Source organism: Microbacterium sp. Z10_103, assembly GCF_058310455.1.
On the sequence record NZ_JBZEGK010000001.1, the window covers coordinates 475,654 to 498,186 of the forward strand.

At 69.2% G+C, this 22,533-nt stretch carries 21 protein-coding genes and 1 riboswitch; of the genes, 8 read left to right on the forward strand and 13 right to left on the reverse strand.

Annotation, left to right across the window (positions count from 1 at the left end; all coding sequences use genetic code 11):
- Nucleotides 1–155 precede the first annotated feature (155 nt).
- The 6 genes from ribH to AC4FS2_RS02130 form a co-directional block, all read right to left on the reverse strand.
- Entirely contained in the window at nt 156–629 is a 474-nt protein-coding gene (gene ribH / locus AC4FS2_RS02105; protein ID WP_491153938.1) for a 6,7-dimethyl-8-ribityllumazine synthase, read from the reverse strand.
- A complete protein-coding gene (gene ribA, locus AC4FS2_RS02110) occupies nt 626–1,906 on the reverse strand; it encodes a GTP cyclohydrolase II (RefSeq protein WP_491153937.1) in 1,281 nt (426 codons plus the stop codon). Before ribA ends, ribH begins: the two co-directional genes overlap by 4 nt.
- A complete protein-coding gene (locus AC4FS2_RS02115; protein WP_491153935.1) occupies nt 1,903–2,532 on the reverse strand; it encodes a riboflavin synthase in 630 nt (209 codons plus the stop codon). Before AC4FS2_RS02115 ends, ribA begins: the two co-directional genes overlap by 4 nt.
- The gene (ribD, locus tag AC4FS2_RS02120; protein WP_491153934.1) at nt 2,532–3,554 is read right to left on the reverse strand and encodes a bifunctional diaminohydroxyphosphoribosylaminopyrimidine deaminase/5-amino-6-(5-phosphoribosylamino)uracil reductase RibD; all 1,023 of its coding nucleotides are present in this window, start codon (nt 3,552–3,554) and stop codon (nt 2,532–2,534) included. The genes AC4FS2_RS02115 and ribD overlap by 1 nt, the downstream gene beginning before the upstream one ends.
- Nucleotides 3,555–3,609: 55 nt before the next feature.
- Nucleotides 3,610–3,768, reverse strand: a riboswitch (FMN riboswitch).
- 66 nt (nt 3,769–3,834) lie between these two features.
- Nucleotides 3,835–4,698 carry an Fpg/Nei family DNA glycosylase gene (locus AC4FS2_RS02125; protein ID WP_491153932.1) on the reverse strand — a complete coding sequence of 288 codons (864 nt, stop codon included), beginning with the start codon at nt 4,696–4,698 and terminating at the stop codon, nt 3,835–3,837.
- A gap of 27 nt (nt 4,699–4,725) precedes the next feature.
- Complete coding sequence (locus AC4FS2_RS02130; protein WP_491153930.1) at nt 4,726–5,289, reverse strand: GNAT family N-acetyltransferase; 564 nt, start codon at nt 5,287–5,289, stop codon at nt 4,726–4,728.
- Between the two features lie 264 nt (nt 5,290–5,553).
- On the opposite strand from AC4FS2_RS02130, the gene AC4FS2_RS02135 reads away from it, so the two are divergent.
- Nucleotides 5,554–6,393, forward strand: a complete 840-nt coding sequence (locus AC4FS2_RS02135; RefSeq protein ID WP_491153929.1) for an endonuclease domain-containing protein — start codon at nt 5,554–5,556, stop codon at nt 6,391–6,393.
- Between the two features lie 389 nt (nt 6,394–6,782).
- On the opposite strand, the gene trpS is transcribed toward AC4FS2_RS02135, so the two are convergent.
- The 7 genes from trpS to sdhC form a co-directional block, all read right to left on the reverse strand.
- Nucleotides 6,783–7,787 carry a tryptophan--tRNA ligase gene (gene trpS, locus AC4FS2_RS02140; RefSeq protein ID WP_491153927.1) on the reverse strand — a complete coding sequence of 335 codons (1,005 nt, stop codon included), beginning with the start codon at nt 7,785–7,787 and terminating at the stop codon, nt 6,783–6,785.
- A gap of 388 nt (nt 7,788–8,175) precedes the next feature.
- Entirely contained in the window at nt 8,176–9,024 is an 849-nt protein-coding gene (locus tag AC4FS2_RS02145) for an exodeoxyribonuclease III (RefSeq protein ID WP_491153925.1), read from the reverse strand.
- A gap of 168 nt (nt 9,025–9,192) precedes the next feature.
- Nucleotides 9,193–10,419 carry a YihY/virulence factor BrkB family protein gene (locus AC4FS2_RS02150; protein WP_491153923.1) on the reverse strand — a complete coding sequence of 409 codons (1,227 nt, stop codon included), beginning with the start codon at nt 10,417–10,419 and terminating at the stop codon, nt 9,193–9,195.
- Between the two features lie 130 nt (nt 10,420–10,549).
- Nucleotides 10,550–11,335, reverse strand: coding sequence for a succinate dehydrogenase iron-sulfur subunit (locus AC4FS2_RS02155; RefSeq protein ID WP_491153921.1), 786 nt, complete (start codon nt 11,333–11,335; stop codon nt 10,550–10,552).
- A 1-nt stretch (nt 11,336) separates the two neighbouring features.
- Complete coding sequence (sdhA, locus tag AC4FS2_RS02160; protein WP_491153919.1) at nt 11,337–13,145, reverse strand: succinate dehydrogenase flavoprotein subunit; 1,809 nt, start codon at nt 13,143–13,145, stop codon at nt 11,337–11,339.
- Nucleotides 13,146–13,177: 32 nt separating this feature from the next.
- Entirely contained in the window at nt 13,178–13,642 is a 465-nt protein-coding gene (locus AC4FS2_RS02165; protein ID WP_491153917.1) for a succinate dehydrogenase hydrophobic membrane anchor subunit, read from the reverse strand.
- On the reverse strand, nt 13,642–14,076 hold the full coding sequence (gene sdhC / locus AC4FS2_RS02170) for a succinate dehydrogenase, cytochrome b556 subunit (protein WP_491153915.1): 435 nt from the start codon (nt 14,074–14,076) through the stop codon (nt 13,642–13,644). Before sdhC ends, AC4FS2_RS02165 begins: the two co-directional genes overlap by 1 nt.
- A gap of 234 nt (nt 14,077–14,310) precedes the next feature.
- Between sdhC and AC4FS2_RS02175 the strand changes: the two genes are divergently transcribed.
- From AC4FS2_RS02175 to AC4FS2_RS02205, 7 genes are all read left to right on the forward strand, one after another.
- Nucleotides 14,311–15,429 carry a mannose-1-phosphate guanylyltransferase gene (locus tag AC4FS2_RS02175; RefSeq protein WP_491153913.1) on the forward strand — a complete coding sequence of 373 codons (1,119 nt, stop codon included), beginning with the start codon at nt 14,311–14,313 and terminating at the stop codon, nt 15,427–15,429.
- Nucleotides 15,430–15,579: 150 nt separating this feature from the next.
- Entirely contained in the window at nt 15,580–16,656 is a 1,077-nt protein-coding gene (locus AC4FS2_RS02180; protein ID WP_491153911.1) for a BMP family lipoprotein, read from the forward strand.
- A gap of 108 nt (nt 16,657–16,764) precedes the next feature.
- Nucleotides 16,765–18,261 (forward strand): ABC transporter ATP-binding protein, encoded by a 1,497-nt coding sequence (locus AC4FS2_RS02185; RefSeq protein ID WP_491153909.1) that lies wholly within the window; start codon nt 16,765–16,767, stop codon nt 18,259–18,261.
- A complete protein-coding gene (locus tag AC4FS2_RS02190; RefSeq protein WP_491153907.1) occupies nt 18,258–19,520 on the forward strand; it encodes an ABC transporter permease in 1,263 nt (420 codons plus the stop codon). The genes AC4FS2_RS02185 and AC4FS2_RS02190 overlap by 4 nt, the downstream gene beginning before the upstream one ends.
- Nucleotides 19,520–20,797 (forward strand): ABC transporter permease, encoded by a 1,278-nt coding sequence (locus tag AC4FS2_RS02195; protein WP_491153906.1) that lies wholly within the window; start codon nt 19,520–19,522, stop codon nt 20,795–20,797. The genes AC4FS2_RS02190 and AC4FS2_RS02195 overlap by 1 nt, the downstream gene beginning before the upstream one ends.
- Nucleotide 20,798: 1 nt before the next feature.
- Nucleotides 20,799–21,218, forward strand: coding sequence for a cytidine deaminase (locus tag AC4FS2_RS02200; protein ID WP_491153904.1), 420 nt, complete (start codon nt 20,799–20,801; stop codon nt 21,216–21,218).
- On the forward strand, nt 21,215–22,528 hold the full coding sequence (locus AC4FS2_RS02205) for a thymidine phosphorylase (RefSeq protein ID WP_491153902.1): 1,314 nt from the start codon (nt 21,215–21,217) through the stop codon (nt 22,526–22,528). The genes AC4FS2_RS02200 and AC4FS2_RS02205 overlap by 4 nt, the downstream gene beginning before the upstream one ends.
- Nucleotides 22,529–22,533 lie beyond the last annotated feature (5 nt).

Consider the following 22,533-nt stretch of genomic DNA (forward strand, 5'->3'; position numbering starts at 1 on the left):
GCTCAGCGTCCGCGGGTTCCGCTGCGCTCGCTCAGCGTCCGGGGGTTCCGCTGCGCTCGCTCCGCGGCCGGGGTGCGCCGCGGGGCGCGGTTCGGGGTACCGGGCCCTGAGCGAGGAGCGGAGCGACGAGACGAAGGGTCGGCGCCGTCCCGGCGTCAGGCGCGGAGGGCGCGGAGGGTCAGCGCCGTGCGGAGCGCCGCATCCGCCGCCTCGGCGCCCTTGTCCTCTTTCGAATCCGGCAGGCCGGCGCGATCGAGGCCCTGCCGTTCGTCGTCGAGGGTCAAGAGTCCGAAGCCGACCGGCTTGCCGGTGTCGAGCGCGACGCGCGTCAGGCCGTCGGTGGCGGCGGAGGAGACGTACTCGAAGTGCGGGGTGCCGCCGCGGATGATGACACCCAGCGCCACGACGGCGTCGGCCCCGGCGTCGAGCGCCGCCTTTGCGGCGACGGGAAGCTCGAACGACCCCGGCACGCGAACGAGCTCCCACGAGGCTCCCGATGCGTCGAGCACCCGGCGAGCACCCGCGATCAGCCCGTCGGTGATGACGTCATGCCAGGTCCCGGCCACGACGACCACGCGCAGGTCCTTCGCGTCGATCTGTTGCGCCTCCGGCGCACCCTTGCCGCTCATGCCTCGGCACCTTCCTTCATCTCTTTCAACGCCTCGGTCAGGTCGGCCTCCGCGATGAGGTGTCCCATGCGGTCGCGCTTGGTCTCCAGGTACTGGTGATTGTTGGGACCGACTCCGACCAGCAGCGGCACCTGCTCGGCGACATCCAACCCCAGTTCGCGCAGCTGCGCGACCTTGTCCGTGTTGTTCGTCATCAGACGCACCCGACTGACGCCCAGGTCGGCGAGGATGCCGGCGGCCGCGGCGTAGTCGCGCGCGTCGGCAGGAAGCCCCAGCGCGAGATTCGCGTCGACGGTGTCGAGCCCCTGCTCCTGCAGGCTGTACGCCCGGAGCTTGTTGATGAGCCCGATGCCGCGACCTTCGTGTCCGCGCATGTACACCACGACGCCGCCGTGCTCGTCGATCGCGTCCAGGGCGGCCCCCAGTTGCGGGCCGCACTCGCATTTCAGCGAGCCGAATGCCTCACCGGTCAGGCACTCGGAGTGCACCCGCACGAGGGGTGCGTCATCGCTCAGGTCTCCCGACACCACGGCCAGGTGGTCGGTGCCGGTCGCGCGATCCTTGTAGGCCAGGAAGCGGAACTCCCCGTGCGTCGTAGGCACCCGCGCTTCGGCGCGAAGGCTCACGCGGCGCGTGTGTCGCTCCCGCGCGGCGGTGGCCGAGCTCGGCTCATCCTCGTCGAGGTAGGCGATGAGCTGCTCGATCGTGATGACCGGGATGTCGTTGCGCTCGCCGAGCTCGAGAAGCCCGGGCATCCGCATCATCGACCCGTCTTCGGCCACGACCTCCGCGATCGCTCCGACCGGCTGCAGGCCGGCGAGCTTCATCAATTCCACTGCCGCCTCGGTGTGGCCGCTGCGCTCGCGCACGCCACCGTCGACCGCGCGCAGCGGCAGGACGTGCCCGGGGCGGATGAGGCTGGCCGGCCCGGAGGCAGGCGTGGCCAGGACGTTCAGGGTGTGGGCGCGGTCAGAGGCACTGATGCCGGTGCTGTCGCGGTCGGACGCATCGACACTGACGGTGTACGCCGTCCCCCGGGCGTCTTCGTTGACCGCGACCATCGGCGGAAGCTCGAGACGGTCAGCCCAGTCGGCCGGCATCGGGGCGCAGAGGAACCCGCTGGACCACCGGACGGTCCAGGCGATCCACTCCGGCGTCGCGAGCTCCGCCGACAGGATGACGTCGCCTTCGTTCTCGCGATCTTCATCGTCGGCGACGATGACGGGGCGTCCGGCGCGGAGAGACTCCAGCGCCTGCGGGATGGTGGAAAGGCTCATCGTGAGCCTCCTTCGGGGGATGCGGGAAATGCCAGGAGCCGCTGCACATGGCGGGCGAGGATGTCGGTTTCGAGGTTGACGGGGTCACCGATGGCGGCGGTGCCGAGCGTGGTGGCCTCGAGCGTCTCGGGGATGAGCGAGACCTCGAGCCATGGTTCGGCGTCGTCGGCATCGCTCACCGCGCTGATGGTGAGCGAGACGCCGTCGATGGCGATGGAACCCTTGTCGACCACGAGAGGGGCGAGATGGACGGGGACCCCGATCCGCACGACCTGCCAGCGGTCGCCGGGTCGCACGTCGAGCACCGTTCCGGTGCCGTCGATGTGACCCTGGACGATGTGTCCGCCCAGCCGGCCGTGGGCAGCGGTCGCCCGCTCGATGTTGACCGAGCGGCCGGGTTCCGCGCCGCCGAGGGTCGACATGTCGAGCGTCTGCTTCATGACGTCGGCCGTGAACCAGTCCGGGCCCTGCTCAACGACGGTGAGGCACACGCCGCTGACGGAGATGGAGTCTCCGTGGCCAGCATCCGTCACGGCCAGGGGCGCTCGGACGGTCAGTCGCACGCCGTCGCCGGATGGTTCGACGGCGGTGAGCGTGCCGAGTTCTTCGACGATTCCGGTGAACATCACCGGTCTCCTTTCACCGGGGTGGCGACGACGAGGAAGTCGTCGCCCAGGGGTTGGAAGGACGACACGGCGAGCCGCCGCGCGTCGGGGAGTGTGGCGACGCCGACATCGCCGAGGGCGAGTCTGCGGCCGCCGAGGAGCAGGGGCGCCAGGTAGATGAGGACTTCGTCGACCAGACCGGCCGCCAGGAACGCGCTGGCGAGGGTGGGCCCGCCCTCGACGAAGACCCGCTGCATCCCGCGCTCGCGGAGATCGGCGAGCACGGCAGGCAGATCGTGCGTCGGATAGAACAGTGCGGCGGCGGGATGGCGACGCAGGGCGGCACCCTCGGGGACCGAGGACGCGCCGATCACGACCGGGACCGGCTGCTTCGCGTAGAGCGTGCCGTCGTCGCGCCGGGCGGTGAGCGAGGGGTCATCGCTGAGGGCGGTGCCGGTACCGACGAGGATGGCATCGGCCTGGGCGCGGCGCTCGTGCACGTCGGCGCGGGCGGCGGGACCGCTGATCCACTGGCTGGTGCCGTCGTCCGCGGCGGCGCGCCCGTCGAGGCTCTGCGCCCACTTCACCGTCACGAACGGACGCCCCAGGCGCTGGACCGTGAGCCAGCCATCGAGAAGCTGGCGTGCGTCGTCCGCTCCGACGCCGCCCTCGACGGAGACGCCGCCCGCACGCAGGTGCTCGGCCCCGCCGGATGCGGCGGGGTTCGGGTCATCCAGGGCGTAGACCACGCGCGCCACACCGGCCTCGAGGAGCGCGACGGCACACGGGCCGGTGCGCCCCGTGTGGTTGCACGGCTCGAGAGTGACGACCGCGGTCGTCCCGCGGGCCTGCCCGGGGGCGAGCTTGGACAGGGCGTCGACCTCGGCGTGGGCGGTGCCGGCGCCGTGGTGCCATCCCTCGGCGATCACGTCGCCGTCGGGGGAGAGGATGACGGCGCCCACCTGCGGATTCACACCGACAGGTCCGCGTGCGGCGAGGTCGAGCGCATGCCGCATCGCCTCGCGTTCCGCTGCATCCGCCATATCGATCCTCCGGTCCGGTCCCGGGGTCGCTGCGGCAGGGCGGCGCGTTACGCCGACCGTGCTGCCTCCCATCCGGACTCGCGACGGCTGACCGTCGCATCACCGTCGGTCCCGGATTTCCACCGGATCGGCCCTCGTTTCCGCCCTGGGGCGGATACTCGGACTCGCGGACTGTCACCGCCGGTTCGGATTCTCACCGACCCCGGAGCACGTTGATGTATCTGATACTAGTCAACACGCGACGGCGCGACGCATTCCCGCCGCGGCGGCGGCATCCCGCTTACTTCAGCAGGCGCGAGAGCCGCCGGTCGGCGAGGATCTTGCCGCCGGTCTGGCACGTGGCGCAGTACTCGAGGGAGTTGTCGGCGAAGAAGACGCTGCGCACTTCGTCGCCGCACACGGGGCATGTCTCGCCACGACGGCCGTGCACGCGCATGCCGCGGCGCTTGGCATCCTTCAGGTCGGCGGGCGGCTTCCCGGATGCTTCCTGCAACGCCTCGGCGAGGGTGGAGGTCATCGCGGCGAACAGGCGATCGATCTCGGCTTCGTCGAGGGTCGACGCGAGGGCGTAGGGCGACATCTTCGCCGCGTGGAGGATCTCGTCGGAGTAGGCGTTGCCGACACCGGCGATGATGGACTGGTCGCGCAGGACTCCCTTGATCTGTGTGCGCCGACCGGTGAGGAGGCCGGCCAGGGTGTCGCGGGTGAAGCCCCGGTCGAGGGGATCGGGGCCGAGGCGGGCGATCCCGGGAACGTCGGCAGGGTCGCGGACGACGTAGACCGCGAGGGACTTCTTCGTGCCCGCCTCGGTGAGGTCGAAGCCCGAGCCGTCGTCGAACGCGATGCGGAGGGCGATCGGCGACTTTCCCGGGCGGATCACGGTCGCGGGGAGCGCGTCGTACCACCGCAGCCAGCCGGCCTTGGCGAGGTGGAACACGAGGTGGGCCTCGCCGTCGGTGGCGAGGTCGAGGAACTTCCCGTGCCGCTCGACGCCGGTGACCGCCGCATCCTGCAGCGCGGTGATCGGCGGGTCGTAGGTCTTCAGGGCCGAGATCGCCGACACCGTGGCGCGCGTGATGGTGAGACCGACCACTCGCCCGCGCAGGAAGTCGACGAGCCCCTGGACTTCGGGCATCTCCGGCATACGGTCATCCTGCCACGGATCGGCGGCTCAGTCGCCGAGGACGGCCCACCGCCGGGGTGTGCGGTCATCGGCGGGGAGGAGGCCGGCGAGCCACGCGTCGTCGCGCCCGAACGAGTTCGACAGTGCCTGGCGCATCGTCCCCTCGTACTGGAATCCGAGGGCCTGTGCCACACGCGCGGATGCCCGGTTGCCGACGACGGCGCGCCACTCGATGCGCGCCGCCCGTAGCCCGTCCGAGGCGAACGCCCAGTCGATGACCGCGCGGGCCGCCTCGGTGAGGAGGCCTCGCCCCCGGGAGGGCCGCGCCATCCAGTAGCCGATCTCGGGCGTGCCGCTCGTGAGGCGGTGAAGGCCGAGCATCCCCGCGAGCGTGCCGCCATCGCGGATGGCCCAGGTCGCCTCGATCCCGTCCGCCCAGCGGCCGGGCACGGCCTCGACGAAGCTCTCGGCGTGCTCGCGAAGATACGGGGAGGGGACCGTCGTGTAGCGCTGGATGTCCGCATCCTGGCACGCGGCGAAGATCGCGTCGGTGTCGCGCCGTGTCGGTGTCGTCAGCACTGTGCGCGGCGTGCGTAGTTCGACCGGCTCCATGCCGCCACCCTACGGCCCGCCGCTTCGCCCGTGGCCCGCGCACGTGGCGTCCCCGTCTCGCCTCCGCTCCGAACCGTACTCAGGCTGGCACGCATCGCATGGATGACGAGGGGCGGAATTCCGGCTGGCGTGCGGCCACGCGCTCAGCCGAGCCTGATTTAGTGCGCCCGAGAGTCTCCTCCCCAGCCGCGTCGCGTCGCCGCTTATCCACCGTCCGCCCGTTCGAGATGCCTGCGCCGGCCTCGTGCCCGCACTCTCGATCCCATGACCGTCGAAATCATGAGCCGCGGGGAGCTCTTTCTGCAAGGCCTGAATCGCAGGGAGGTCGATGATGCTGTCGCGCTGGGACACCTGGTCCGCGCACGTCGGGACCACTACCTCCCCGGCGGCACTCCGGACGCCGTCATCCGTGCGGTGCGGGTGGGCGGACGCCTGACCTGCCTGTCGCTCTTGGCGATGCTCGGCATTTTCGTGCTGAGGAACGACGCGCTCCATGTACATATGAAAGGCAACGCCAGTCGGATGCGGTCACCGCACGACCGCCGGCGTCGCTTGGAGCACCGATCCTCGCGTGGGGTGCGCCTGCACTGGCTCCCCCTGGGGGATGATCCGGGGCAGTCAGCCACGGTTTCGATCATCGATGCCCTGGTGCACAGCGTGCTGTGCCAGCCTCCCCGTGCGGCGGTCGCAAGTCTCGACAGTGCGTTGCATAGCGGGCTGCTATCGCTCGTCGAACTGGCCGAGGTCTTTCGGCGGCTTCCGGGCCGGTATCGAGTGCTGCAGGCGTTAGTCAATGGCTGTGCTGAGTCGGGGCCGGAGACACTGATGCGCCTCATGCTGCGTGGCTTGGGCTGTCACATCGAGGTGCAAGTCAGCATCGAGGGTGTGGGCAGGGTCGACCTCCTGGTCGATGGATGGCTGGTCATCGAGTGTGACAGCGAGGAATTCCATGGGGGCTGGGAAGCCCAGGCCCGCGATCGGAGGCGCGACCTCCTCCTCGCAGCGCGGAACTTCACGCCGCTGCGGCCCACCGCGAAGATGATCTACGAGGAGCCGGAGCTCGTACTGAACGCCGTGCGCGGCCTTCTCGACACACGCCCGTAGGGCCCCACCCGCACCGGTGGTCCCGCTGAGGTCCCCACCGAAGCACCCGGGCCGGGCCGGACCCAGGACCGCATCGCGGTGCTGCGTACGGTCTGCACTAACTCAGGCTGAATGTGAACTGCGGGCGGAATCGCGGTGCATTCGTCCGACATTCACGCACTCAGCCTGAGCTCGGTTCCGACCCACTCCGCGGCGCGGCGCCCGGCTGTGCGGGCAGCCGACGCGCCTCCACCCGGAAACACGTTCTTCCCCCGCCGCGCGCACGAACTCAGGCTCGATCGGGTGGGGCGATTGGCCAGGGGCGGAATTCCGCCGCCGCGGAGGCGCGCCGACGCATCGAGCCTGAGTTAGGTTCCGGCGGGAGCCACCCGAGTGTGTCGGAGCGCGGGTCAGACGCGGCGGAGGAGGCCCATCCGGTCGTACACGTCGGAGAGGGTGCGGTCAGCGACGGATGCGGCGCGCCCGGCGTTGTCCGCCAGCACGCGGTCGAGTTCAGCCGGGTCGTCGAGCATCGCCAGTGCCCGCTCGCGGACCGGCGCGAACTCGTTCACGACAACCTCGGCGAGGCCCTTCTTGAAGTCGCCGTAACCGCGGCCGGCGTACTCGTCCTCGATCGCGGGAATCTGCCGGCCGGTGAGGGCGGCGTAGATCACGAGGAGGTTCGACACGCCCGGCTTCGCCTCGCGATCGAAGCGCACGCTGCCTTCGCTGTCGGTCACGGCGCGCATGATCTTCTTGGCGGTCGCCGACGGATCGTCCAGCAGCCACAGGACTCCCGCGTCCGACTCGGCGGACTTCGACATCTTCGCCGTCGGGTTCTGCAGGTCGAAGATCCGGGCGGTGTCACGCTGGATCACGGGCATCGGAACCGTGAAGGTCTCGCCGTACCGTGCGTTGAACCGCTCGGCCAGGTCGCGGGTGAGCTCGATGTGCTGCTTCTGGTCATCGCCGACGGGCACCACATCGGTCTGGTACAGCAGGATGTCGGCGGCCATCAGCACGGGGTAGGTGAAGAGCCCCACGTTGGTGGCATCCACGCCGTAGCGGGCGGATTTGTCTTTGAACTGCGTCATCCGCCCGGCCTCACCGAATCCGGTGATGGTCGAAAGCACCCACGCCAGCTCGGCGTGCGCCGGTACGTGCGATTGCACGTACAGCGTCGAGCGTGCGGGCTCGATACCCGCGGCGATGTACTGCGCGGCAGTACGGCGCGTCTTCTCGCGCAACTCCGACGGGTCGTTCGGCTGCGTCAGCGCATGCAGGTCGACGACCGAGAAGAACGCGTCGTACGAGTCCTGCAACTCCCGCCACTGCATGAGAGCCCCGATGTAGTTGCCGATCTGAAGCGAGTCGGCCGAGGGCTGCATGCCGGAGTAGAGACGGGGTTTGGTCACTGACCGATTCTACCGGCGGTGGATGCGGCGGCCGCCCGTGGCGCCGCCCGGACCGCTTCGCCGGTGCGACATGAGCGGGCGGGGGCCTCGGGGTGCCGGGCAGGATATGCGTCCCCGGGGCGTCCGGCGGTGGCTGACGTGCGCCCGGGGCGCGTGGCGGTGGCGCGGCTGTTGCAGATTCGGACGACGTCCGTGAATTGGGGTTGGCGTGTGCCGAAATGTCCGAATCTGGCGACGAGCTCCGAATCCGGCGGCGGCAACAGCGGAACCACGGCCCAGCGCGGCACCCGCGCCCCCGGCCCACGCGCCCCCGGCCCACCGCGGCACCCGCGCCCCCGGCACCCGCGGCGCCGAAACCTACCCGAGGCCGAGGGAGGCCGGCGGCGGGTCAGTGTCCGAGCGTGTAATCCGCGATGACGGGCGCGTGGTCGCTCCACCGCGTGTCCCACGACGGAGCGCGCTCCACGCGGTAGTCCGCCACGCGCTCGGCCAGAGCGGGGGTGGCCAGGTGGTAGTCGATGCGCCACCCGGTGTCGGTGTCGAAGGCGCGGCCGCGCATCGACCACCACGTGTAGGGCCCGTCGATGTCACCGGCGAACCGCCGGCCGACGTCGACCCAGCCGAGCCCGGTCCCGGTCGTGCCGTCGCTGGCGGTGACCTCCGCGCCGGCCGGACCGAGGAAGCGGTCGAAGTAGGCGCGCTCGCGGGGGAGAAAGCCGGCCTTCTTGACGTTGCCCTTCCAATTGCGGATGTCGAACTCGCGGTGCCCGACGTTGAGGTCGCCCATGATGAGGGCCAGGGGATGCTCCGCCTCCAGCTGCGGCATCCGTCGTTCCATCGCGTCGAGGAAGGCCCACTTGGCATCCTGCCGAGGAGTCTCGGCCTCACCCGTATGCACGTAGGCGCTCACGATGGCGATGCTCTCGCCGTCGATGTCGAAGTCGGCCTCGATCCACCGGCCGGCCGAATCCAGCGGTTCCGGCCCGAGGACGGTCCGCATCTCGACGGAGGGCAGCCGGCTCGCGATGGCGACGCCGGCGCGGCCCTTGGCCAGTGCTTCGTCGTTGACCACCTCCCATCCGGGGAGCGCGGAACGCAGCTCGTCCTGGGTGGCGCGCACCTCCTGGATCGCGAGGATGTCGGCGTCGGCCTCGGCGAGCCACTCGCTCATGCCCTTGCGGGCGGCGGCGCGGATGCCGTTGACGTTGATGGAGACGATGCGAACGCGGCGGGGCACCTCCCGAGCTTAACGGCGGCCTCCGACCCCGGTCCGCGGCGGCCCGACGCCGGCCCGACTCCGGCTCGCCGGCGCCCGAAGTCGAGCCGGTGTCGCGGCCTTCGCGGAGGAGAGCGGCCACATCCGCCCCGCCTGGGCCGCGCCGTCGACCGATTCGTAGCCCCGGGCTCAGTCCCAGGGGAGCGCTGAGCCGGGAAGCGGCGTGACGTTGCGCTCGGCCTCGGCCACGGCCGCTTCGGCTTCGGCCACGCGGCGGCGAGCAGCGCGCCGTGCGTACCACGGAGCATCCGCGGCGTCGCGCAGCGCCCGCTCCAGCGCAACGCCGGCGGCGGCCAATACGGCGGCCCGCTCGGCAGCTTCGGCATCCGCGCCGCTCTCCAGAGTCTCCCCGTGGTCCCGTGCGGAGACGGCGATCCACGCGGCGGCGACGAGGATGACGATCCCGTTCAACCGGGACCACAGGAGGAAGCCGACGAGGACCGCGAAGGTGGCCAGCAGCGGATTCGACGGCGTGTAGACGAAGAGGAAGCCCGCGCCGATCTGCAGCACCACCGTCGCTGCGCCGCCCAGGAGTGCACCCGGCCAGATCCGTTGCCAGGGGAGCGATGTGTCGGTGAGGAAGCGGAACAGCCCCCCGAGTGCCAGGGAATTGATCGCGAATGCGACGAGAAGCGACACGGCTCGGGTGGCCACCTGGACGGCTGCGGAGTCGCCCTGCCACCCGAGCAGCCCGAAGACCAGGTCGACGGCGCCGGTGGTGACGGCGCTCAGCGCGGCGCCGACGAGGAGCGCCAGACCGAACAGAGCGGCAGCGAAGAGGTCGCGCGCCTTGAGGATCACGTAGTTGCGCCGGTCGAACGGGAGCCCGAACGTGTCTCGCACAGCGCGGCGGGCATACGTGACGAATCCGATCGCCGTCCAGATCACCACGATGGCCGCGACGGATCCAGTGATCGTGAGGAGCCCGCTGCTGCTGGATGCCACGGCATGCACCTGCGCGGGTTTGACCAGGCCGCTCTCGCTGATGAGGTCGGGGATATACCGGTTGATGACGCTGATGAGGAGGCTCACCGCGCGTTCGCTGTCGCCGAGCCATACGCCGACGGCGGCGAACGCCAGATAGATGCCCGCGAAGATCGCGAACAGCGACTGGTAGGAGATGCCGGCGGCGAGAAGGAAGCCGTTGTGCTGCAGGAAATGCCGCCACACGCGGATGGGGAACCACTCCAGGGTGCGTCGCGTGATCTCCGTTGCACGCTCGATCGGTTGGTCCAGGCGTTCCCGCAGGCGAGCGGTGCGCCGCGGGTCCGACGGGGATGCCTCGGCCGCGCCGATCGGCCCCGGCAGGGGAGCGGGGTCGGACGGGCGGCGGCGCGACGGAGGCGTGTCGGTCACGCGAACAGGCTACCCATGCTCCTCGGGCCGCATACCCGCCGGTGACCGCGACGGTCGGCGAAGCGCCCGGGCCCCCGCAGTGGGAGCTGAGCGCACCGGGTGCTCCGGCGCGGGGGCGATCCGGTCGGGGTCAGCGCCTGCCGCTCAGGACCGCCTGCTTGACCTCGGCGATGGCCTTGGTCACCTCGATGCCGCGCGGGCATGCCTCGGTGCAGTTGAAGGTCGTCCGGCAGCGCCAGACGCCCTCCTTGTCGTTGAGGATGTCGAGTCGCACGTCGGCGGCGTCGTCACGGGAGTCGAAGATGAACCGGTGCGCGTTGACGATCGCGGCCGGCCCGAAGTACTGCCCGTCGGTCCAGAAGACGGGGCACGACGACGTGCACGCGGCGCAGAGGATGCACTTGGTGGTGTCGTCGAAGACCTCGCGGTCGACGATCGACTGGATCCGCTCCTTGCCGGGCTCGGGCTTCGAGCTGGCGATGAGGAACGGCTGCACGTCGCGGTACGACGCGAAGAACGGCTCCATGTCGACGATCAGGTCCTTCTCCAGCGGAAGGCCCTTGATCGCCTCGACGTAGATCGGCTGCGAGATGTCGAGGTCTTTGATGAGCGTCTTGCATGCGAGCCGGTTGCGCCCGTTGATGCGCATCGCGTCGGAACCGCAGATGCCGTGCGCACAGGAGCGGCGGAACGCGAGCGACCCGTCCACCTCCCACTTGATCTTGTGCAGGGCGTCCAGCACACGGTCGGTGGGGTAGAGCTCGACGTCGTAGTCGACCCAGCGCGGTTCCGCGTCGACCTCCGGGTCGAAGCGACGGATGTTGAAGGTCACCAGGAACGACTGGATGCCGGTGGCAGCGGGCGCCTGCTCGACGCTCTGCGAATCGTTGACGGTGTCGATGGTGGCGATGGCCATCTCAGTACTTCCTCTCCATCGGCTGGTACCGCGTGATGACGACGGGCTTCCAGCCGAGTTCGATGTGGTCGGCCGGATGCGACGAGTGGGGGTCGCCCGTCAGGTAGGCCATGGTGTGCTGCATGTAGTTCTCGTCGTCCCGCTTGGGGTAGTCGTCGCGCATGTGTCCGCCACGGCTCTCCTTGCGGTTCTGCGCGGCGTAGACCACGACCTCGGCGAGATCGAGGAGGAACCCGAGTTCCACAGCCTCGAGCAGGTCGGTGTTGTAGCGCTTGCCCTTGTCGTCGACGTGCACGTTGAGGTAGCGCTCACGGAGGTCGGCGATGACGTCGAGCACGTGGGCGAGGGATTCTTCGGTGCGGAACACCTGAGCACCCTTGTCCATCTCGTCCTGGAGGGTCTTGCGCAGCACCGCGATGCGCTCGGTGCCGGGGTTGACCCGGAGGCGCTCGATCATCTCGCGGATCTCCCGGGTGGGGTCGTCCGGGATCGCCACGAAGTCGGCGGTCTGCACGTACTGGACCGCGTTGCGGCCGGCGCGCTTGCCGAAGACGTTGATGTCCAGCAGCGAGTTCGTGCCGAGGCGGTTCGAGCCATGCACCGAGACGCACGCGCACTCGCCGGCGGCGTACAGGCCGGGGACCACGGTGGTGTTGTTGCTGAGCACCTCGGCGTTGTTGTTGGTGGGGATGCCGCCCATGGCGTAGTGCGCCGTGGGCATCACCGGCACCGGCTCGACCACCGGGTCTACGCCCAGATAGGTACGGGCGAACTCGGTGATGTCGGGGAGCTTGGTCTCGAGCACCTCGGCGCCCAGGTGCGTGCAGTCCAGCAGCACGTAGTCGCGGTGAGGACCGGCACCGCGGCCCTCCGCGACCTCCTGCACCATGCAGCGCGCGACGATGTCACGCGGGGCGAGGTCTTTGATCGTGGGTGCGTAGCGCTCCATGAAGCGTTCGCCGGACGCGTTGCGCAGGATCGCGCCCTCACCGCGGGCGCCCTCGGTCAGCAGGATGCCGAGACCGGCCAGACCGGTGGGGTGGAACTGGAAGAACTCCATGTCTTCCAGCGGCAGGCCCTTCCGCCAGACGATTCCGACGCCGTCACCGGTGAGGGTGTGCGCGTTGGACGTGGTCTTGAAGATCTTGCCGAAGCCGCCGGTGGCGAAGATGACGGCCTTGGACTGGAAGACGTGGAGATCGCCGGTGGCCAGCTCGTACGCGACGACACCCGCGACCTGCGTGTCGCCGGCAGCATCCTTCACCGTGATCAGGTCGAGCACGTAGAACTCGTTGAAGAAGTTGATGCCGAGCTTGACGCAGTTCTGGAAGAGCGTCTGCAAGATCATGTGACCGGTGCGGTCCGCGGCGTAGCACGCGCGACGCACGGGGGTCTTGCCGTGGTCGGCGGTGTGTCCGCCGAAGCGGCGCTGGTCGATCTTTCCCTCGGGCGTGCGGTTGAAGGGCAGGCCCATGTTCTCGAGGTCGATGACCGCGTCGATGGCTTCCTTGGCGAGGATCTCCGCCGCATCCTGGTCGACGAGGTAGTCGCCGCCCTTGACGGTGTCGAAGGTGTGCCACTCCCACGAGTCCTCTTCGACGTTCGCCAGCGCCGCGGCCATGCCGCCCTGCGCCGCGCCGGTGTGCGACCGGGTGGGGTACAGCTTGGAGATGACCGCGGTCTTCGCACCCGGGCCCGCCTCGATCGCCGCGCGCATCCCGGCGCCGCCGGCGCCGACGATGACGATATCGAACTGGTGGTAGTGCACGCCGTCGCGGACGACGGAATCAGCGTTGGTCTGGGTGCTCACGGAATGATGCCTCTACTGGTTCGGTCGGAAGGTCAGGCGGCCTGGCACATGTCCCAGAGGGAACTGGACTCGGTCACGCCGATGCACGGGTCGAAGGTGAAGACCACGAGCGTGCCCAGCAGGATCAGGAAACCGGCCGACAGCCACAGCGCCCACACCAGCACGCGACGCACGGTGGGGGAGGCGACGTAGTCGTTCACGATCGTGCGCATGCCATTCGCGCCGTGGATGAGCGCCAGCCAGAGCATCAGCACGTCCCACCACTGCCAGAACGGCGAGGCGAACTTGCCGACGACGAAGGCGAAGTCGATCTGGTGGATGCCGTCGCCCGTCATGAGGTTGACGAACAGGTGCCCGAAGATGAGGACGACCAGGAGCACGCCGGAGGCGCGCATGTACACCCAGCCCCACTTCTCCCAGTTCGAGCCCTTGTTGCGGGTGCGCGGCGGGACGATCATCGAGACGTCGGCCGCTCCCTGAGCCTGTCGAAGGGACATCAGTGACCGCCTCCCATCGACGAGAAGACATTGATGAGGTGGCGGGGCGTGAAGCCGAGCATGGTGACGACCCATACGCCCAGGACGATCCACCACAGCTGACGCTGGTGGCGGGTGGCCCAACCCCAGAAGTCCACGAGGATGATCCGCAGCCCGTTGAACGCGTGGTACGCGATCGCGCCGACGAGCGCGACCTCACCGAGGCCCATGATCGGATTCTTGTACGTGCCGATGACGGCGTCGTATGCCTCGGGGGAGACGCGGATGAGCGCGGTGTCCAGGACGTGGACGAGCAGGAAGAAGAAGATGGCGACGCCGGTGATCCGGTGCAGAACCCACGACCACATGCCTTCACGGCCGCGGTACAGAGTCCCGCGCGGGACCTTGGAGGTGGTCTCGGCCACCGTCGGCGTGACGCGCGCTGGTGCAGACACGATCGTCCTCCCTGATCGAACACGGCTGGGCGGGGCTTTCTTTGCCCCAAGAAGCACAAGGCTCCTGCGTCACACGGGCGCTGGTTCATCCTACGTCGGGGGGCGTAATCCCGGGGATTAGGGCGGCCTTAGTGTCTCGATATCGAGATAGTCCCGGCGGGCGGCGGATGCCCCGTCCCACAACGGTCACACGAGCGACATGCCCCGCGATCCCCGCCCGGATAGCCTGATCCCATGCCCAACGACCCGATCGAGAACTTCTACGCCGTCATCCCCGCCGGCGGCATCGGCAGCCGGCTGTGGCCGCTCTCTCGCGCTGAGGCGCCCAAATTCCTGCACGACCTGACCGGCTCGGGTCAGACGTTGCTGCGTGACACGTGGGATCGGCTGGAGCCACTGGCAGGGCACGACCGCATCGCCGTCGTCACCGGGCGAGCGCACCGCGCGGCCGTCGAGAGGGAACTTCCGGCCGTCCCCGACCACAACGTCTTCCTCGAGTCCGAGCCGCGCGACTCGTCTGCGGCGATCGGGCTGGCCGCGGCCATCCTGCACCGCCGACACCCCGACGTGATCATCGGCTCCTTCGCCGCGGACCACGTCATCCGGGGCACTCGCACGTTCGAGTTCGCCGTGCATCAGGCGGTCGCGGTCGCCCGCGCCGGGTACATCTGCACGATCGGCATCCAGCCGAGCGAGCCCTCGGTCGGCTTCGGGTACATCCGTAAGGACGGAGAGCTCGACGTCGACGGCGCTCCCGAGGCGGCGATGGTCGAGCGGTTCGTGGAGAAACCCGACCTGGAGACCGCGCGCACCTACTTCGCCGACCGCAACTACCTGTGGAACGCCGGCATGTTCATCAGTCGGGCCGATGTGCTGCTGGCCGAACTGGCCGCCAACGAGCCCGAGTTGCACGCGGGGCTCTTGGAACTGGCCGAGGCCTGGGACGACCGCGAGCGGCGCGGTCCCGTCGTTGATCGGGTGTGGCCGACTCTGAAGAAGATCGCCATCGACTACGCCGTCGCGGAGCCTGCTGCCGAGAAGGGCCGCCTCGCGGTCATCCCCGGACACTTCGACTGGGACGACGTGGGCGACTTCGCGAGTCTGGCCAAGCTCAACTCCCACGGGGGCAAGAACGAGCTGGCGATCCTCGGCGGCTCGGCGCGGGTTCTCGCGGACGCCTCCAGCGGGATCGTGGTGTCGCAGACCGACCGCATCATCAGCCTCATCGGTGTGCAGGACATCGTCGTCGTCGACACCGCCGACGCACTGCTGGTGACCACGAGCGAACACGCCCAGCGCGTGAAGGGCGTTGTGGATGCTCTGAAGCTCACCGGTCGCGGCGACGTGCTCTGAGCGACCCGGAAGCATCGCAACTTGGTAACTCTTCGGGCCTGAGGGCTTACCAGAGTGGGTGGTTGTGCGCCATCCGACGTAACGTTCAGAAATATCCCGGCTGGGCGCTGCGGTTTCTCCGCGCCCGGAACCTGTTCAGAGAGGACTGCAGTGACTGCACCCACCCGTAAGCGGACTTTCGCCACCATGGCGTTCATCGGAGCCGCCGGCCTGCTGCTGTCGGCGTGCGCACCGGCTCCCGAGGAGGGTGGCGGCTCCGCAGAGGACAGCGACTTCCTCGCCTGCGCCGTGTCCGACGAGGGCAGCTGGAACGACAAGAGCTTCAACGAGTCGGCCTACCAGGGCCTGCTCGACGCGGAGTCCGACCTCGGCATCGAGATCGCCGACGCCGAGTCCAACAGCGAAGAGGACTTCACCCCGAACCTCACGCAGATGGTCGACGCCGGTTGCGACGTGACCTTCGCGGTCGGCTTCAACTTCTCCATCAACGACGTCATCTTCGACTTCGCCGACGCCAACCCCGAAGCCCGCCTCGTGTGGATCGACGGGTGGAACCAGGGCCAGGAGAACCTCAAGCCGATCACCTACGCGATGCAGGAGTCGAGCTTCCTCGCCGGCTACCTCGCCGCGGCGTACTCCACCAGCAAGATCATCGGCACCTACGGTGGCGACCAGATCGACTCCGTCACCTCCTTCATGACCGGCTACTACAACGGTGCGAAGTACTACGAGGAGGAGACCGGTACGCCGATCACCATCGTCGGCTGGGACCCGGCAGCGAACACCGGTGACTTCGTGGGCGACTTCGCGAACACCGGTGTGGCCAAGACCATCTCGCAGGGGCAGCTCGCCGCCGGCGCGGATGTCATCTTCCCCGTCGCGGGCAGCCTCTTCACCGCGACCGCTGAGGCGATCCGCGAGGCCGGCTCGGGCGTCATGCTCGGTGTCGACAAGGACATCGCCGTCACCCAGCCCGAGCTCGCCGACATCACGCTCACCTCGGTGGAGAAGCGCATGACGCAGGCCGTGCTCGAGGTCATCACGTCGATCATCGACAGTGACGAGTTCACCGCTGAGCCGTACGTCGGCACGCTCGCGAACGACGGCACCGCACTGAGCGGGTTCGGCGACTTCGACAGCGAGATCCCGCAGGACGTGAAGGACAAGCTCGAAGAGCTCAAGGCAGGCATCATCGACGGCTCGATCGACCCGCTCGCCGGCGTCTGATCCTTCGTCCCCTCACTGGCACAGTCACACCCCTGGCACACGCCGGGGCGGCAGAGTCCGCCTCGGCGTGTGCCGTTTCGAGCCGGTTCCGGCAGGATGGGTCGCACCATGAAACTCGAACTCCGTGGGATCACGAAGCGGTTCGGACCGCTCGTGGCCAACGATGCCATCGACCTCGTGGTGGAAACCGGCGAAATCCACGCCCTCCTCGGGGAGAACGGCGCCGGGAAGTCCACCCTCATGAATGTGCTTTTCGGGCTCTACCAGCCCGACGAGGGTGAGATCCTTCTCGACGACGTCCCGCAGCGCTTCTCCGGACCGGGGCAGGCCATGGCCGCCGGCATCGGAATGGTGCACCAGCACTTCATGCTCATCCCCGTCTTCACCGTCGCCGAGAACGTGATCCTCGGCCACGAGCCCAGCCGGGGCGGGGTGCTCGACCTCGCCGAGGCCCGCCGCCGCGTCCGCGAGATCTCCGACCGCTTCGGCTTCGAACTCGACCCGGACGCCGTCGTGGGCGACCTCCCCGTGGGCGCGCAGCAGCGCGTCGAGATCATCAAAGCGCTGGCGCGGGATGCCCGCGTGCTCATCCTCGACGAGCCCACCGCGGTGCTCACCCCCCAGGAGACCGACGAGCTGATGGCGACGATGCGTCGCCTCGCCGACGGCGGCACCTCCATCGTCTTCATCACGCACAAGCTCCGTGAGGTGCGCGCGGTCGCCGACACCATCACGGTCATCCGGCTCGGCAAGGTCGTCGGATCAGCCGCCCCCAGTGCATCCACCGACGAACTGGCCGCCCTCATGGTGGGGCGCGCGGTCGAACTGACCGTCCACAAGGATCCGCCGAAGCTCGGCGCGGAAGCGCTGGTCGTGGAGAACCTCACCCTGTTCGGGCCCGCCGGCGAGCGACTCCTGGATGACATCTCCTTCACCATCCGCGCCGGCGAAGTGCTCGCCGTGGCCGGTGTGCAGGGAAACGGGCAGACCGAACTCACCGAGGCCCTCGTCGGACTCCGCGACAAGGTGCAGGGCAGCATCCGCCTGGACGGGGAGGAGCTCTCCTCCGCTCACGTGCGACACGTGCTCGACAGCGGCGTCGGGTTCGTGCCGGAAGACCGGAAAGTGGACGGGCTGGTCGCGGAGTTCTCCGTGGCGGAGAACCTGATGCTCGACCGATCGTTCTCCGGCCCCTTCACGAAAGGCCCCGCGATCGACTTCGCCGAACGCGACCGCTTCGCCGACGAGGCGATCGAGGAGTTCGACATCCGCACCCCGCACCGCGGCGTCCTGGTCGGACGCCTCTCCGGCGGCAACCAGCAGAAGGTGGTGCTCGCCCGCGAGCTCGGACGCGACCTCAAACTCTTCGTGGCGTCGCAGCCGACGCGTGGCGTGGACGTGGGGTCGATCGAGTTCATCCACGAGCGGATCGTGGAGATCCGCGACTCGGGCATTCCCGTCCTCATCATCTCGACCGAGCTCGACGAGGTCGTCGCCCTCGCCGACCGCATCGCCGTGATGTACCGGGGCGCCATCATCGACATCGTCCCCGCCGACACGCCTCGCGAGCGGCTCGGCCGCCTCATGGCAGGAGTGCACGAATGACCCAGCCGCAGACCGACGTCATCACGCCGGACCCGGCTCCGGGGAGCCGCCCGACGCTCGGCGACGTGCTTCGTGACATCGCCTCCGGCGGCATCGTCCGCACCCTCGCCGCGATCGTGCTCTCGCTCATCGTGGCATCGGTGCTCATCATCTTCACGAACGAAGACGTCGGTCGCACGCTGCCGTACTTCTTCTCCCGCCCGACGGACTTCCTCGGGGAAGCCGCGCGCGCGGTCGGGAATGCCTACGCGGCGCTCTTCCGGGGATCGATCTACAACTTCTCCGCCGATTCCCCCGACCGCGCGATCCGGCCCCTCCTGGAGTCGCTCCGCTTCGCCGGCCCCCTCATCGCCGCCGGCCTCGGTGTCGCGCTGACCTTCCGCGCCGGTCTGTTCAACATCGGTGGCCAGGGCCAGATGGTCATGGCCGCGATCTGGTCGGCATGGGCCTCGTTCCAGCTGCACCTGCCCTATGGCATCCACCTCGTCGTCGCGGTGCTGTTCGGGCTCGTCGGCGCCGCGATCTGGGCAGGCATCGCGGGGCTGCTCAAGGCGACCACCGGCGCCCACGAAGTGATCGTCACGATCATGATGAATTACATCGCGGTGTCGTTCGCGACGTTCCTCATGCGCACCCCGGTGCTGCACGACATGGAGTCGGGGAACAACCCGACGACGCGGGCGCCCGACCCGACCGCGGTGTTCTCCCGCATCTTCGGTCCGGGCTTCGATCTCCGCTGGAGCTTCGTCCTCTGCATCCTGGCCGTCGGCGTCTACTGGTGGCTCATGGAGCGCTCGTCGCTGGGCTTCCGGCTGCGCATGGTCGGGTTGAACCCCGACGCCGCGCGCACGGCGGGCATCGACGTGAAGCGGATGTACATCGTCGCGATGGTGCTGTCCGGCCTGTTCATCGGTCTGGCGGGCATCAACCAGTCGCTGGGGCGCGACGGCAACTTCGGCCCCTCGATCGACTCCGGCATCGGATTCGACGCGATCACCGTGGCTCTGCTCGGCGGCTCGCGGGCGGGCGGCGTGCTGCTGGCCGGGATCCTGTTCGGGATGCTGCGTGCCGCCGGCCCCACGATGCAGCTGGCCGATGTCGCACCGGAGATCCTCGGTGTCGTGCAGGGCCTCATCGTGCTGTTCATCGCCGCGCCGCCGCTGGTGCGCGCCATCTTCCGGTTCCTGCCGACTCCGCGCGAAGTGACCGAGCTGAACACCGGTCGAAAGCCGCAGCTCGAGGCGAAGGGAGACGAGTGATGACCGCCGTCGCCGTTCCCGAAACGCGCGCTCCCGCCGGCGCCCTCCCGCCCCGCGCCTGGCGCACCCCGATCCTCCTCGGCGCGCTCGCCGCGATCACGCTCGTGGCGTTCGGTCTGCTGGGCAATGACGAGACGGTGGCGTTCCAGCTTTCCGGGCGCGACGACGCGATCCAGCTCGCCCCGTTCGTCACCACCGCGCGTGCGGCCGGTCTCGTGTCCGGCGTCATCGCGGTCGCCGCGGCCGCCGGCGCGTTCGCGCTGGCCGCCCGCCGACGCCGGGTGAGCGTCTGGCTCCCGCTCGTCGTCGGCCTCGGATTCCTCGTGGCCCTCGTCGCCTGGGTCGGCGCCGGGGGATCGGTGCCGGTGGTCTTCCTCCTCACCGGCGCGATCGCGCTGTCCACCCCCATCGTGTTCGGCGCGCTCTCCGGGGTCATCGGCGAGCGCGTCGGCATCGTGAACATCGCCATCGAAGGGCAGCTGCTCGCCGGTGCCTGCACGGCCGCGATGGTGGCATCCGTCACCGGAAACCAGATCCTCGCCCTCGGTGCCGCCATGATCTCCGGCGCGCTGATCGCCATGGTGCTGGCATGGTTCTCCATCAGCTACCTCGTCGACCAGGTGGTGGTCGGTGTCGTGCTGATCGGCCTGGTCACCGCCATCACGAACTTCCTCTACTCGGCGGTGATCGGCGCCAATTCCGCGGCGCTCAACGACCCGGGCACCCTCCCGCGGATCAAGATCCCGCTGCTCTCGGACATCCCTGTTCTCGGCCCGGTGTTGTTCGACCAGCGGCTGACGACCTACATCATGTTCCTGCTGGTGCCCCTGACCTGGTTCCTGCTGTTCCGCACGACCTGGGGGCTGCGCATCCGTGCCCTCGGCGAGCATCCGCTGGCCGCCGACACCGTCGGCATCAAGGTCAACGTGTGGCGGTTCTGGACCGTCAGCGTCGCCGGTCTCATCGCCGGTCTCGGCGGCGCGTCGCTGACCATCGGCTCGGTCGGCGCGTTCGTCCGAGAGATGAGCGCGGGACAGGGATTCATCGCCCTGGCTGCGGTCATCCTCGGCCGGTGGAACCCGTGGGGGGCCGCGATCGCGGCACTCCTGTTCGGCTTCGCCAGCAACTTCCGCATCTGGGCCGGCCAAGCCGGATCGCAGATTCCGACCGACCTCATCGAGATGACCCCGTACGTGGTCACCCTCATCGCCGTGGCGATCGTGGCCGGCCGAGTCATCGGCCCCAAGGCCGCCGGCAAACCCTATGTCAAGGAGTGAAGTGACGGACATCGACTGGGACGTTCTCCGCGTCGCCGCCACCGAGGCCATGCAACGCGCCTACGCACCGTACTCGCGGTTCAAGGTGGGCGCTGCGGCCCTCGTCAGCGACGGGCGCATCGTCGCGGGATGCAACGTGGAGAACGCCTCCTATGGCGTGACGCTGTGCGCAGAGTGCGGCCTCGTGTCGGAGCTGCACATGTCCGGCGGTGGGCAGCTCGTGGCCTTCGTCTGCGTGGACGGGGAAGGCCGCACCCTCATGCCCTGCGGACGCTGCCGTCAGCTGCTGTTCGAGCACTCGATTCCCGGGATGCTGCTGGAGACGGTGTCGGGCATCCGCACGATCGACGAGGTTCTGCCCGACGCCTTCGGTCCGCGCGACCTCGCCACCCGACAGCAACAGGGATCGGTCAATCGATGACCGTCTCATCTTCCGAGTTCGCGTCGATCGAGTCGCATGACGCGATCGATGTCATCCGCGCCAAGCGCGATGGCGGCAGCATCCCGGAGCCGGCGCTGCGCTGGATGATCGACGCCTACACCCGCGGGTACGTCACCGACCCCCAGATGTCGGCGTTCGCGATGGCCGTGCTCCTCAACGGCATGGAGCGCGATGAGATCCGCGTGATGACCGACGCGATGATCGACTCGGGTGAGCGCATGGACTTCTCCTCGCTCGGCAAGCCCACCGTCGACAAGCACTCCACCGGTGGGGTCGGCGACAAGATCACACTGCCCCTCGCCCCGCTGGTGGCGAGCTTCGGCGTCGCGGTCCCGCAGCTGTCCGGTCGCGGACTCGGCCACACCGGCGGAACACTCGACAAGCTCGAGTCCATCCCGGGCTGGCGCGCCGCCCTGTCGAACGACGAGATCCTCGCGCAGCTCGAAGGGGTCGGCGCCGTCATCTGCGCGGCCGGCATCGGCCTGGCTCCGGCCGACAAGAAGCTCTACGCGCTCCGGGATGTCACCGGCACCGTCGAGGCGATCCCGCTCATCGCGTCCAGCATCATGTCCAAGAAGATCGCCGAGGGGACGGATTCGCTCGTGCTGGACGTGAAGTTCGGCTCCGGAGCCTTCATGCAGGACCTCGACCGCGCACGGGAGCTGGCGCGCACCATGGTTGCGCTGGGGACCGACTCGGGTGTGGCCACGACGGCGCTCCTGACCGACATGAACACGCCTCTCGGGCGTGCGATCGGCAACGCCAACGAGGTGCGCGAATCGGTGGAGGTGCTCGCCGGCGGCGGCCCTGCCGACATCGTCGAGCTCACCGTGGCCCTGGCGCGCGAGATGCTCGCGCTCGCGGGCCAGCCCGACGCCGACGTCGAGCGGGCGCTCGCGGACGGCCGCGCCATGGACGTCTGGCGGCGCATGATCCGCGCGCAGGACGGAGACCCGGATGGGGCGCTGCCGCAGCCGCGCGAGACCCACACGGTCACCGCCGACCGCGCCGGGGTGGTGGCGCGCGTCGAGGCTCTGCCGTTCGGGATCGCCGCGTGGCGCCTGGGTGCCGGCCGGGCGCGCGCGCAGGATCCGATCATCCACGCCGCCGGCGTCGACCTGCACGTGAAACCCGGCGATTCCGTCTCTGCCGGTCAGCCGCTGTTCACCCTGCTGGCCGATGATGGGGAGCGGTTCTCGCGCGCCCTGGATGCGGTGGCGGGCGCGTGGGAGATCGGCGACGAGGCTCCACCGGCCGCACCGCTGGTCCGCGAACGCATCACCGCCTGACGATC